Below are 12,927 nucleotides of genomic sequence, written 5' to 3' on the forward strand. Positions count from 1 at the left end.
GCTGCCGACTGTGACGGGGCAGAGGTCCGGAACGTGCGCCCCGGGGCGTTGCGGATCGATCTCGGACGGGCCACGGCGGCGGCCCGCCGTGACCGGTGAGTGACGTGCCGGTGACCTAGGAGACGACGTCCTTGCGGGCGAAACCCCGGAAGGCCAGGGCGAACTGCACCAGGGCGTACGTTATGGAGAGCGCGGTGCCCTGGATCATGCCGGACCACTCGGGGCGGGGCTGGACGGCGTCGGCCCAGGCGAACTGCCAGTGCGCGGGCAGGAAGTCGCGCCAGTGGCCGAGGGCGGTGACGGCGTCCAGGACGTTGCCGACGATGGTCAGGCCGACCGCGCCGCCGACCGCGCCGAGCGGGGCGTCCGTCTTGGTCGACAGCCAGAACGCCAGCCCGGCGGTGACCAGCTGGGACACGAAGATGTACGCCACGGCCACCACGAGCCGCTGGGCCGCCGTACCCGTGTCCAGCGCGCCGCCGGTCGGTATCTCCAGCGGGCCCCAGCCGTAGGCGGCCGTGCCGACGGCGAGGGCCACGAGGGGCAGCAGCACCATCGCGGCGAGGCTCATCCCGAGCGCCACCACGAGCTTGGACCACAGCAGCCGGGCCCGGGGCACCGGCGCGGCGAGCAGATAGCGCAGCGAGGACCAGCCGGCCTCCGAGGCGACCGTGTCCCCGCAGAACAGGGCGACCGGGATCACCAGCAGGAAGCCCGCCGAGACGAAGAGGTTCACGGCGGCGAAGTTGGCGCCGGACGCGGTGGCCGTGTCCATCAGGGTGACCTGGTTGTTCCGGCCGCCCGGGTCGCCGCCGATCGCGAACGCGATCAGCAGCACGAACGGCAGCACGGCCAGGATGGCGCCCATGACGAGCGTGCGGCGCCGCTTGAGCTGGCGGACCAGCTCGACCCGCAGGGGCAGGGTGCGGCCCGCCTGGTAGCCGGAGGCGACCTCGGTGAGCGTGCTCATGCGGAACCTCCGATCAGGGTGAGGAAGGCGTCTTCCAGACGGCGGTGCGGGCCGACCGAGGCGACCGGCACCTCCAGCCGCACCAGCTCCACGATCAGCCGCTCGGCCGAGCCGCCGGGTTCGAGCCGGATCAGCAGCCCGTCGTCGGTGCGCACGGCGGAGGCGACGCCGGCCAGCGCGCCCACCTTCTCCGCCACCGGCTCGTCCACCGGTGTGGCGGTGCCGACCAGCAGCGTGTCGCCGGAGCCGACGATCTCCCGGACCGGGCCCGCCTGCACCAGCCGGCCGCGGTCCATCACCACCAGATGGGTGCAGGACTGCTCCACCTCGGCGAGGAGATGGCTGGAGACGATCACCGTACGGCCACCGGCCGCGTAGCGGATCATCACCTCGCGCATCTCGCGGATCTGTGGCGGGTCCAGGCCGTTGGTGGGCTCGTCCAGGATGAGCAGGTCGGGCAGGCCGAGCATGGCCTGGGCGATGGCGAGGCGCTGCCGCATGCCCTGGGAGTACGTGCGCACCGCGCGGGCGAGCGCGTCGCCGAGCCCGGCGATCTCCAGGGCCTCGTCCAGGTGGGCGTCCTCGGGCGGGCGGCCGGTGGCCCGCCAGTACAGCTCCAGGTTCTCCCGGCCGGACAGGTGGGGCAGGAAGCCGGCGCCCTCCACGAACGCGCCGACCCGGGAGAGCACCGACGCGCCGGGCCGGATGGCGTGGCCGAAGACGCGGATCTCGCCGGCGTCCGGCCGGATGAGGCCCATCAGCATGCGCAGGGTGGTGGTCTTGCCCGCGCCGTTCGGTCCGAGCAGGCCGAGGACCTGGCCCTTCTCCACCCGGAAGGAGAGGTCCCGGACCGCGTACCGGTCGGTGGAGCCGGCGTACCGCTTGCTCAGGTCCGTGATCACCAGCGGGACCTCGGCCAGCTCCGGGTCGGGCGCGGGGGCGGCCGTCCGGCGGCGGGTGGTGAGCAGCAGGGCGAGGGCGGCGACCGCGCCGGCCACCGGCAGCCACCAGACCCAGGCGGGCAGGGGTGCGGCGGCGGTGGTGACGGCGGGGGCCGTCGGGACGCTCAGGTCTCCCTTCAGGGAGACGGTGTAGGTGGCCGGGGCGGCCGGGGAGGCGTAGCCGAGGTCGGTGGAGGCGAGGACCAGGCGGAGCCGGTGGCCCTTCTGCACCTCGTGGTCGATCGCCGGGAGCGTGACGGTGACGTCCTTGCCCGTCTTGGCGCCGGTCACCCGGAAGGGGGCGACGAGCTGGGCGGGCAGCACCTGCTGCGTGCCGTCGGGGCCGACGTCGTAGACCTTGCCGAACAGGACGGCGTCGTCGCGGGTCGAGGTGATGTGCACGGTGGCGGTGGGGGTGCCGGTGATGCGCAGGTCCCGGGTGAGGGGCGCCGAGTCGAACCGCGCGTACTGGCCGGGGAAGTCCAGGGAGACGCCGACGCCGAGCGCGGAGAGCTGGGCGAGGCCGCCCGAGCCGCCGAGGCCGGGCAGGGCGGAGACGCCGGGCGGGCTCGCCCCGGCCGGGTTGGCGACGCGCTGTGTGCCGCCGGTGAGGGCGATGGAGCGCGGATGGTCGCGCAGGCCGGGGTAGGCGGCGGCGCTCGCGCCGCGCAGCTGGGCGGTGCCGTCGGTGGAGTCGATGCCGCCGGTGCGGGTGATCCGGAAGGCCGGGCCGGTGTCGATGCCCTTGTCGCCCTTCAGGTACCGGTCGAACCACGCACGCACACGTGCCTCGACCCGGCTCGTCTCCATGTCGCCGCCGTCGTGCCCGCCGGCGATCCAGTCGACGTCGACGGGGGCGCCGTTCGCCCGGATCGCCTTCTCGGCCGCGTCGGCCTGGCCGAGGGGGAACAGGGAGTCCGTCTGCCCCTGCACCAGCAGCGTGGGCACCTTGACGCGGTCGCCGACCGCGGACGGTGAGCGCTCCTGGAGCAGCTTCCGGGCGGCCGGGTCCGGGGTGCCGGACTCGGCGACCCGGTCGTACATCCGGCACAGCGCGGGCTCGAACTTCGCGCAGCCGCCGCCGGTGTTGACGAAGACGCCGGCCCACAGCTTCTTGAACACGCCGTTCGGGAACAGGGCGTCCGCGAGGTTCCAGTAGGTGATGGCGGGGGCGATGGCGTCGACCCGGTCGTCGTGTCCGGCGGCGAGCAGGGAGATCGCGCCGCCGTAGGAGCCGCCGGCCACGCCCACGCGCGGGTCGCCGGGCTTGTCGAGCCGCACCTGAGGCTGCCTGGCCAGCCAGTCGATGAGCCGGGAGACGTCGGCGACCTCGCCCTTCGGGTCGTTGAGGCCGATCTTCCCGGTGGACCCGCCGAAGCCGCGCGCGGACCAGGTCAGGACCGCGTAGCCGTCGCCGGCGAGGTCCTCTGCCTGGCGGCGCATGTCGGCCTTGCTGCCGCCGAAGCCGTGGGCGAGCAGGACGGCGGGGTGCCGGCCGGTGTCGGCCGGGGTGAAGTACGACGTGTCCAGGCGGACCCCGTCGACCGCCATCACCTGGTCGCTGCGGCGCACGGCCTGCGGGTCGTCGGAGGCGACGGCCGCCGTCCAGGTGCCGGCGCCTGCGAGCACCACGACGGCGGCCGCGGCGGCGGTGAGCCGACGGGGCCGCCGCAGCAGGTTCCGCAGGGCGGGCAGTCGAAGATCCATGCGTCAACGGTACGGGGCGGTGCTGACAATCGCTGCCGACCTGGGGTTGAACGGCCGACCCTTCCCTGGGAGTACGGGTCGGCCATTTCGTACCGCGATCGTGGTACGGCCACCGGCTCGGTCGCTCCTGTGATCCGCCGACCGCCGGTTCGTCGTGGCTTGTCGCGCAGTGCCCCGCGCCTCTTCGGGGCGCTGCCCATACGGGGTGATCAGACCTGCGCGTCCTCCGGGATCGACACCAGCCAGTGGGTGTCGCGGCGCGGGCGCAGGTACAGGGCCCAGTACAGGGTGGCGGCGGCGGTGATGCCGCCGGTCCACAGGAGGTAGCTCGTCTCCTGCTGGGTCAGGATGTAGGCCAGGACGGCGATCAGCAGGACCGGCATGACGGGCCACAGCGGCATCCGCCAGGCTGCCGTGTGCTTGTGGGAGCCGCGGCGGGCGAGCAGGGCGGCGACCGCGACCAGCAGGTACATGCCGGTCACCGAGACGCCGGTGACGCCGTACAGGGTGTCCAGGTTGACGAAGCAGAGCACCGCGCCGGGGACGCCGACCGCGAGGGTGGCGACCCAGGGGGAGCCGAAGCGGCCGAGCTTGGAGAAGACGGTGTTGACCGGGCCGGGCCAGGCCTTGTCGCGGGCGGAGGCGAACAGGACGCGGGAGTTCTGGATGACCATGACGATGCCCGCGTTGATGATCGCGAGGGCCACGCAGAGGCTGACGAAGGTGCCGACCGCGGAGTTGGACCAGGCCGTGACCATGGAGCTGATGTCGCCGCCGGTCAGCTCCTGGAGGTCGGAGGCGCCCATGGTGATGGCGGCGACCGGCACCAGGATGACCACGGTGGAGATGGCGAGGGTGGCGAGGACCGTCCGGGCGACGTTGCGGCGCGGGTTCTCCAGTTCCTCCGAGAGGTAGACGGCGGTGGAGAAGCCCTGGGTGACGAAGAGGGCGATGGCGAGCCCCGAGACGATCAGCATGGCCGTCACGGTGTCCGTGTGGCCGTGGGCGCCGGCCACCTGCATCGAGACCAGGCTGCCCACCCCGCGGTGGCCGTGCGAGAAGCCCAGCAGGGCGACGACCCCGGCGGCGATGACCTCCAGGACCAGGAAGATGCCGGTGATCCAGGCGTTGGCGCGCAGGTCGAGCAGGCCGGCGAGGGTGGCCAGCAGCATCACTCCGGCGCCGGTCATGGACGGGTCGAGGTGGACCAGCGGGGCGAGGTAGTCCGCGGTGCCCATCGCGATCACCGGGGGCACGATCATCACGACCAGCAGGGAGAGCACGAAGACCAGCCAGCCCGCGAGGCGGCCGGCCATCGTGGAGACCATGGCGTACTCGCCGCCGGCGCTGGGGATCAGGGTGCCCAGTTCGGAGTAGCAAAAGGCCACGGCGATACAGAGGAGGGAGCCGATGGCGATCGTCAGGGCGGTGGCGGTGCCGAGGGAACCGAAGAGGTCGGGGACGACGACGAAGAGCGTGGAGGCGGGCGTGACGCAGGAGAGCGTCAGCAGGGTGCCGCCGACGACACCGATGGAACGCTTCAGCCCCGGTGCGGGGGCCGTCGCGGTGTCTACCACGGACTTCTGGAGCGTGTCGGTCATACGGCGGTTCCGTTCGACGTGAGCGGCTGAGGGTGGGGTCGGGAGCGCTATCGCCTCCGGCGGATCGTCGTACGTTCGTCTCGTCCGCTCCCGGCGCTGCATAGAGAACCCCGACGAAAACCGCCACGTCAATGGCCGTTTACCTTCGGAATCCGCACATCCGGATGACCATGCGCCGCATCACTTTCCCAGGCCGTGACGCCCTATAGGTGCATCCATCAAACCCATGGCCGATGTGACCTTGCTTTCAAAGGTCATCCGTAGGCAATCCCTTCGTCACCCGTTTCGTCCGCCCTGAACGGGAACCGCAGCCAAGGTTTCAAAAAAATGTCAGCCGTCCGGTATCCGGACGGGTAACCGGTCGCGTCCATGTCAGTGACGGCCGATAGAGTGCGCCCCGCACAACAGACACACAGCTCTCGGGGTGGGGACATGAAGAAGAGGCACACCGCCGCATGGGTGGGATTCACGGCGGCAGCGCTGGTGGCGGCCTCCGGCTGCGGCACGGAGAGCGCGAAGACGGCCGTCAAGGCGGTCGACAGGGCCGACCAGGCGATGGCGGCACTGACCAGGGCGACGGACCGGACGGAGCAGCTGGGCTCGGCCGAGGTGCGGATGACGACCGACACCGGCACCAGCGGCCCGATCTCCATGAAGGGCACGTACTCCTGGGGCGGCGGGTACGCCTTCGACGTGGAGATGGACACCGAGGCCGCGAACATGCAGGCCATGAACCACTCCCCCACGACGCACGTCCTGTTCGTCGACGGCGTCTACTACTACGACGTGGACCGCTTCCCCTCCGGCCCGTACCAGGGCAAGGACTGGATCAAGGTCGACGGCTCGGTCCTCTTCGGTGAGAAGGGCGCCCAGGCCCTCAGCGGGGACAACGGCAGCCCCTCCGCCTCCATGAAGGGCCTGAAGTACGCCAAAGACGTCCAGAACCTCGGCACGCAGACCGTGAACGGACGGCACACCACCCACTACCGCGGCGTGATCGACAGCGCGCACATGGGCAAGCTCAAGGACGTCTACGGCGAGGGCAGCCCCATGAGCAAGGTGACCGGCGCGAAGTCGATCGTCATGGATGTGTGGGTCGGCCCCGACGACCTGCCGGTGCGGCTCAAGGAGAAGATCGGCATCATGACCATCAGCATGGACTTCGACAAGTTCGGCAGGACCGCCACCGTGAAGGCGCCGCCCGCCGGGCGCGTCGCCGACCTCACCGACATGATCAAGAAGCAGCAGCAGCGCTGAGCACACCGGTGCCCCGCCCTCTGTCAGGCAGAGGGCGGGGCACCGTGCTGTCCGGGTCAGTGGTTGCGCGGGAAGCCCAGGTCCACGCCCGCCGGGGCGTCGGCCGGGTCGGGCCAGCGCGTGGTGACGACCTTGCCGCGGGTGTAGAAGTGCGTGCCGTCGTTGCCGTAGATGTGATGGTCGCCGAAGAGGGAGTCCTTCCAGCCGCCGAAGGAGTGGTAGCCCACCGGCACCGGGATCGGCACGTTCACGCCGACCATGCCGGCCTCGATCTCCAGCTGGAAGCGGCGGGCGGCGCCGCCGTCCCGGGTGAAGATCGCGGTGCCGTTGCCGAACGGCGAGGCGTTGATGAGGGCCACGCCCTCCTCGTACGTCTCGGCGCGCAGCACGCACAGCACCGGGCCGAAGATCTCGTCCTGGTACGCCTTGGCGCTGGTCGGCACCTTGTCCAGCAGCGAGATACCGATCCAGTGGCCGTCCTCGAAGCCCTCGACGGTGTAGCCGGTGCCGTCGAGCACCACCTCGGCGCCCTCGTCGGCCGCACCCGAGACGTAGGAAGCCACCTTGTCCCGGTGCGCCTTGGTGATCAGCGGGCCCATCTCGGACGTCGGGTCGTTGCCCGGGCCGATCTTGATCTTCTCGGCGCGCTCGCGGATCTTCTCCACCAGCGTGTCGCCGATGGCGCCCACCGCCACGACCGTCGAGATGGCCATGCAGCGCTCGCCCGCGGAGCCGTAGGCCGCGCTCACGGCCGCGTCGGCCGCCGCGTCCAGGTCGGCGTCCGGCAGGACCAGCATGTGGTTCTTGGCGCCGCCCAGGGCCTGCACGCGCTTGCCGTTGGCGGAGGCGGTGGTGTGGATGTAGCGGGCGATCGGGGTCGAGCCGACGAAGGAGACGGCCTTGACGTCCGGGTGCTCCAGGAGGCGGTCGACGGCCACCTTGTCGCCGTGCACGACGTTGAAGACACCGTCGGGCAGGCCGGCCTCGGCGAGCAGCTCGGCGAGGCGGACCGACGCCGACGGGTCCTTCTCGGACGGCTTCAGCACGAAGGTGTTGCCGCACGCGATGGCGATCGGGAACATCCACATCGGGACCATCGCCGGGAAGTTGAACGGCGTGATGCCGGCGACGACACCGAGCGGCTGGCGGATCGAGGCCACGTCGACGCGGCTGGCGACCTGGGTGGACAGCTCGCCCTTCAGCTGGACGTTGATGCCGCAGGCCAGGTCGACGATCTCCAGGCCGCGCGCGACCTCCCCCAGCGCGTCCGAGTGCACCTTGCCGTGCTCGGCGGTGATCAGCTCGGCGATCTCGTCGCGGTGGGCGTCGAGCAGCGCGCGGAACTTGAAGAGGATGGACGTGCGCTGGGCCAGCGAGGACTGGCCCCAGGTCGTGAAGGCGTCCTTGGCCGCCGCGACCGCCGCGTCCACCTCCTCGACCGACGCGAACGCGACCTTCGTGGTGACCGCGCCGGTCGCCGGGTCGGTGACCGGCCCGTACGCACCCGACGCGCCTTCGACGGTCTTCCCGCCGATCCAGTGGTTGACGATCTTCGTCATGCCCAGAGACTCCTTCTCACAGATGGCGGCGTCGGGTGGAGACGTGCCGTTCGTACAGCTCACGTGCCTTGACCGCGGACGGTCGGGTCGCGGTCTCGGCCACAGGAACATCCCACCAGGCCTGCGCCGGAGGCGCGCCCGACACAGTGTCGGACGTTTCGGTCTCCACGTAGACACATGTGGGAGTGTCGGCGGCCCGCGCCTCGGCGAGCGCCGCGCGCAGGTCCCGTACGGTCTTCGCGCGCAGCACCCGCATGCCCAGGCTGGCCGCGTTGGCGGCGAGGTCTACGGGCAGCGGGGCGCCGCTGAACGTGCCGTCCTCGGCGGTGTAGCGGTAGGCCGTGCCGAACCGCTCGCCGCCCACCGACTCCGAGAGCCCCCCGATCGAGGCGTACCCGTGGTTCTGCACCAGCAGGATCTTGATCGCGATGCCCTCCTGCACGGCGGTCACGATCTCCGTCGGCATCATCAGATACGTGCCGTCGCCGACCAGCGCCCACACGTTCCGCTCGGGCGCGGCGAGCTTCACACCGAGGGCGGCCGGGATCTCGTAGCCCATGCAGGAGTAGCCGTACTCCAGGTGGTACTGGTCGTACGACCGCGCCCGCCACAGCTTGTGCAGGTCGCCCGGGAGCGAGCCGGCCGCGTTGATGATGACGTCCGACTCGTCCACCAGCGCGTCCAGAGCGCCGATGACCTGCGGCTGGGTGGGCCGTACGTCGATCTCGTCCGCCTCGAAGCAGGCGTCGACGCGCTGCTCCCAGCGCTCCTTGTCCTCGGTGTACTCGCTGACGTAGGAGTCGGCGACCCGGTGGCCGTGCATCTCCAGCCGCTCGGTCAGCTCTTCCAGGCCGTTGCGGGCGTCGGCGATCAGCGGGAGTCCGGCCAGCTTGTGGCCGTCGAAAGGCGCGATGTTGAGGTTCAGGAAGCGGACGGCCGGGTTCTCGAAGAGGGTGCCGGAGGCGGTGGTGAAGTCGGTGTACCGGGTGCCGACGCCGATCACCAGGTCCGCGGTGCGGGCCAGCTCGTCGGCGGTCGCCGTGCCGGTGTGGCCGACCCCGCCGACGTCCTGCGGATGGTCGTACCGGAGTGAGCCCTTCCCGGCCTGCGTGGAGGCGACCGGGATGCGGGTCACCGCGGCGAACTCGGCGAGGGCCTCCTCGGCGCGGCTGTGGTGGACTCCGCCGCCGGCGATGACGAGGGGCCGTGCGGCGGAGCGGATCACCCGGACCGCCTCCGCCAGCTCGGCCGGGTCCGCGCCCGTCCGTCGTACGGTCCACACGCGCTCGGCGAAGAACTCCTCCGGCCAGTCGAAGGCCTCCGCCTGCACGTCCTGCGGCAGGGCGAGGGTGACCGCGCCGGTCTCCACCGGGTCGGTGAGGACCCGCATGGCCTGGAGCGCGCTCGGGATCAGGGCCTCCGGCCGGGTGACGCGGTCGAAGTACCTCGACACCGGACGCAGGGTGTCGTTGACCGACACATCGCCCGCGTACGGCACCTCCAGTTGCTGGAGGACCGGGTCGGCGGGGCGGGCGGCGAAGACGTCGCCGGGCAGGAGCAGCACCGGGAGGTGGTTGATGGTCGCGAGGGCGGCGCCGGTGACGAGGTTCGTCGCGCCGGGGCCGATCGACGTCGTGACCGCGTGCGTGGACAGGCGGTTCGACTGGCGGGCGTAGCCGACCGCCGCGTGCACCATGGACTGCTCGTTGCGGCCCTGGTGATACGGCATCACGTCGGCGTACTCGACCAGTGCCTGGCCGATGCCGGCGACGTTGCCGTGCCCGAAGATGCCCCAGGTGGCGCCGATGAGCCGCCGGCGCTCGCCGTCCCGCTCGGTGTACTGGGCGGCGAGGAAGCGGACGAGCGCCTGGGCGACGGTCAGCCGGATCGTCATCGGTATCCCCCTGTGCTTTCTACGTGGTCGGGGTGGAAGCAGATCCGCCATTCCCGGGTCCGGCCCGGGCCCGCCATGACGTTCAGGTAGTACATGTCGTGCCCGGGCTGGGCGATGGACGGGCCGTGCCAGCCGTCGGGGACGAGGACGGCGTCACCGGAGCGGACCTCGGCGAGGACGTCGGCACCGCCCTCCCGCGAGGGGAACACCCGCTGGTAGCCGAGCCCGTTCGGGCCGTCGATCTCGAAGTAGTAGATCTCCTCCAGCTCGGACTCCTCGCCCGGCCGGTGCTCGTCGTGCTTGTGCGGCGGGTACGACGACCAGTTGCCGCCCGGCGTGATCACCTCCACGGCGATCAGCTTGTCGCAGGCGAAGGAGTCGGCGGAGGCGAAGTTGCGCACCCGGCGGGCGCACGTGCCGCTGCCGCGCTCCTCGACGGGGACCTCCGGCGCGGGGCCGTAGCGGGCGGGGAGTCGTCGCTCGCACTTCGCTCCTGCCAGGGCGAAGCGGCCTCCCGCGCCGGAGGCGATCAGGACCCGGGCGTCCCGGGGCACGTACGCGAAGTCGGAGACATCCGCGAACACGCCCTCCCGGCCCAGGAGTTGAAACTCGTTGTGCTCCGTTTGTACGGTACATCCGCCTTCCAGCGGAAGCACGATCCACTCACTGTCCCCGGTGGTGAACGTATGGCTGCCACCGGGCGCCAACTCGACGACACGCAGGCTGCTGTGTGACCAGCCGGCCAACTTGGGATCGATGTCGACGGCGTACTGGGGATTCGCGGTGGCACCCCGGGGCAGATGCAGGTCGGTGCTGGTCATGCGGCCCTCACAGCAGTCCTACGGCGGTGTCCACGGCGGCGGCCACATCGCCGTCCGCCGGGTACAGCAGCGAGCGGCCGACCACCAGGCCGCGCACGGTGGGGAGTTGGAGCGCGCCGCGCCACTTCTCGTACGCGGCGACCTGGTCCTCGGGCGAGTCGCCGATGTCCCCGCCGAGCAGCACGGCGGGCAGCGTGGAGGTCTCCATCACCCGGGCCATGTCGTCGGGGTTCTCGGTGACCGGCACCTTCAGCCAGGTGTAGGCGGAGGAGCCGCCGAGGCCGGAGGCGATGGCGATGGACCGGGTGACCGCCTCGGCGGACAGGTCGTTCGCCACCTTCCCCTCGGGGGTACGGCGGCTGATGAACGGCTCCACGAACACCGGCAGCCGGCGCGCGGCCATGGCGTCGATGGCACGGGCGGTGGACTCCAGGGTGGTCAGGGAGCCCGGGTCGCTGTAGTCGACGCGCAGCAGCAGCTTGCCCGCGTCGAAGCCGAGGCGCTCGATGTCCTCCGGGCGGTGGCCGGTGAACCGGTCGTCCAGCTCGAAGCTGGCCCCTTGCAGGCCGCCACGGTTCATGGAGCCCATGACGACCTTGTGGTCCAGGGCGCCGAGCAGGAGCAGGTCGTCGAGTATGTCGGCGGTGGCGAGGACGCCGTCGACACCGGGCCGGGACAGCGCGAGGCAGAGGCGTTCCAGCAGGTCGGCGCGGTTGGCCATGGCGAGCTTGCGGTCACCGACGCCGAGCGCGCCACGGGCCGGGTGGTCGGCGGCGACGATCATCAGCCGCCCGCTCTCGTTCAGCAACGGCCTGCGAGCCCGACGGGCGGCGGCCTCGGCGATCGCCTCGGGATGCCGGGTGCGGACACGGACGAGTTCGGCCACGTCGACCCGGCGACGCGGGGTGCCTGCGGCGCCTCTGCGGGGGGCGGTGCCGTCGGGGTGGGGTGCGGTGCCCTCGCGGGAAGCGGGCGGGGTGCCTTCGCGGGGAGTGTCCGCGGTGGCTTCGGGGCCGGTGCCGGCTCCGCCCTCGGGGTGCGTGCCTGTGACGCGGCCGGCCCTCACAGCACCGCTCCGGCGTCGAGCGCGGCGGCCACTTCGTCCGGGGTCGGCATCGCGGAGGAGCACTCCAGGCGGGAGGCGACGATGGCACCGGCCGCGTTGGCGTGCCGCATGATCGTCTCCAGGTCCCAGCCCGCCAGCAGGCCGTGGCAGAGGGAGCCACCGAAGGCGTCCCCGGCGCCGAGTCCGTTGAGTACGGTGACGGGCAGGGGCGGGACCTCGGCGGACTCGCCCCGCTGGTTGACGGCGAGGACCCCCTTGGGTCCCTGCTTGACGACGGCCAGTTCGACCCCGGCGTCCAGCAGGGCGCGGGCGGCGGCATGCGGCTCGCGCACCCCGGTCGCGACCTCCACCTCGTCCAGGTTGCCGACGGCGACGGTGGTGTGGCGCAGGGCCTCGGCGTAGAAGGGGCGGGCGGTGTCGGGGTCCGACCAGAACATGGGGCGCCAGTCGAGATCGAAGACGGTGATGCCCGCCTTGGCCCGGTGGGCGAGGGCCGCGAGGGTCGCCGTACGGCTCGGCTCCTCGCTCAGGCCGGTGCCGGTGACCCAGAAGATCCGGGCCTCGCGGACGGCGTCCAGGTCCAGCTCGTGGGCGTCGATCTCCAGGTCGGGGGCCTTGGGCCGCCGGTAGAAGTAGAGCGGGAAGTCGTCCGGCGGGAAGACCTCGCAGAAGGTGACGGGAGTCGGGAGGCCGGGGACGGGGGTGACCCAGCGGTCGTCGACGCCGAAGCCGCGCAGCGCCTCGTGGAGGTAGGTGCCGAACGGGTCGTCGCCGGTGCGGGTGATCACGGCGGTGTGCCGGCCGAGGCGGGCCGCGGCGACCGCGACGTTCGTCGCCGACCCGCCGAGGAACTTGCCGAAGGACGACACCTGGGCGAGCGGGACACCGGTCTGTAGCGGGTACAGGTCCACTCCGATCCGCCCCATGGTGATCAGGTCGTAGGCCATCGGCTTCCCTTCGTCATGGCTCTCCCCGGCTTTCTAGTCCCGCATGCCGAGCCATGTCAATGTTTTGTCCAGACATTCGGACCAGATCCCTCCGGAGGTTGGGCGGGGCCGCCCGCGAGGGTTGCGCTTTGTGATGGGTGTGTCACAAACACCCCCCTCCCGTC

At 71.6% G+C, this 12,927-nt stretch carries 9 protein-coding genes; 1 reads left to right on the plus strand and 8 read right to left on the minus strand.

Going from position 1 to position 12,927, the window contains the following annotated elements:
- Positions 1-115: 115 nt before the first annotated feature.
- The 3 genes from ACZ4WH_RS24765 to ACZ4WH_RS24775 all read right to left on the minus strand — a co-directional run bounded on the left by ACZ4WH_RS24765 (position 116) and on the right by ACZ4WH_RS24775 (position 5,219).
- The gene (locus ACZ4WH_RS24765) at positions 116-970 is read right to left on the minus strand and encodes an ABC transporter permease (RefSeq protein ID WP_468184048.1); all 855 of its coding nucleotides are present in this window, start codon (positions 968-970) and stop codon (positions 116-118) included.
- Positions 967-3,618 carry a CocE/NonD family hydrolase gene (locus ACZ4WH_RS24770; protein ID WP_468184050.1) on the minus strand — a complete coding sequence of 884 codons (2,652 nt, stop codon included), beginning with the start codon at positions 3,616-3,618 and terminating at the stop codon, positions 967-969. Before ACZ4WH_RS24770 ends, ACZ4WH_RS24765 begins: the two co-directional genes overlap by 4 nt.
- 209 nt (positions 3,619-3,827) lie before the next feature.
- Complete coding sequence (locus ACZ4WH_RS24775) at positions 3,828-5,219, minus strand: APC family permease (RefSeq protein WP_468184052.1); 1,392 nt, start codon at positions 5,217-5,219, stop codon at positions 3,828-3,830.
- A 432-nt stretch (positions 5,220-5,651) separates the two neighbouring features.
- On the opposite strand from ACZ4WH_RS24775, the gene ACZ4WH_RS24780 reads away from it, so the two are divergent.
- Positions 5,652-6,476, plus strand: a complete 825-nt coding sequence (locus tag ACZ4WH_RS24780; RefSeq protein WP_468184055.1) for an SCO4651 family lipoprotein — start codon at positions 5,652-5,654, stop codon at positions 6,474-6,476.
- Between the two features lie 56 nt (positions 6,477-6,532).
- Here the strand turns inward: ACZ4WH_RS24780 and mmsA are convergent, their stop codons facing one another.
- The 5 genes from mmsA to iolC form a co-directional block, all read right to left on the minus strand.
- On the minus strand, positions 6,533-8,035 hold the full coding sequence (gene mmsA, locus ACZ4WH_RS24785; RefSeq protein ID WP_468184058.1) for a CoA-acylating methylmalonate-semialdehyde dehydrogenase: 1,503 nt from the start codon (positions 8,033-8,035) through the stop codon (positions 6,533-6,535).
- 16 nt (positions 8,036-8,051) lie between these two features.
- On the minus strand, positions 8,052-9,929 hold the full coding sequence (iolD, locus tag ACZ4WH_RS24790) for a 3D-(3,5/4)-trihydroxycyclohexane-1,2-dione acylhydrolase (decyclizing) (RefSeq protein ID WP_468184060.1): 1,878 nt from the start codon (positions 9,927-9,929) through the stop codon (positions 8,052-8,054).
- Entirely contained in the window at positions 9,926-10,750 is an 825-nt protein-coding gene (gene iolB / locus ACZ4WH_RS24795) for a 5-deoxy-glucuronate isomerase (RefSeq protein ID WP_468184062.1), read from the minus strand. Before iolB ends, iolD begins: the two co-directional genes overlap by 4 nt.
- Positions 10,751-10,757: 7 nt before the next feature.
- Complete coding sequence (locus ACZ4WH_RS24800; protein ID WP_468184162.1) at positions 10,758-11,636, minus strand: Cgl0159 family (beta/alpha)8-fold protein; 879 nt, start codon at positions 11,634-11,636, stop codon at positions 10,758-10,760.
- Between the two features lie 176 nt (positions 11,637-11,812).
- A complete protein-coding gene (gene iolC, locus ACZ4WH_RS24805; protein ID WP_468184065.1) occupies positions 11,813-12,763 on the minus strand; it encodes a 5-dehydro-2-deoxygluconokinase in 951 nt (316 codons plus the stop codon).
- Between the last annotated feature and the right edge of the window lie 164 nt (positions 12,764-12,927).

This window comes from Streptomyces sp. NPDC029138, assembly GCF_055564375.1.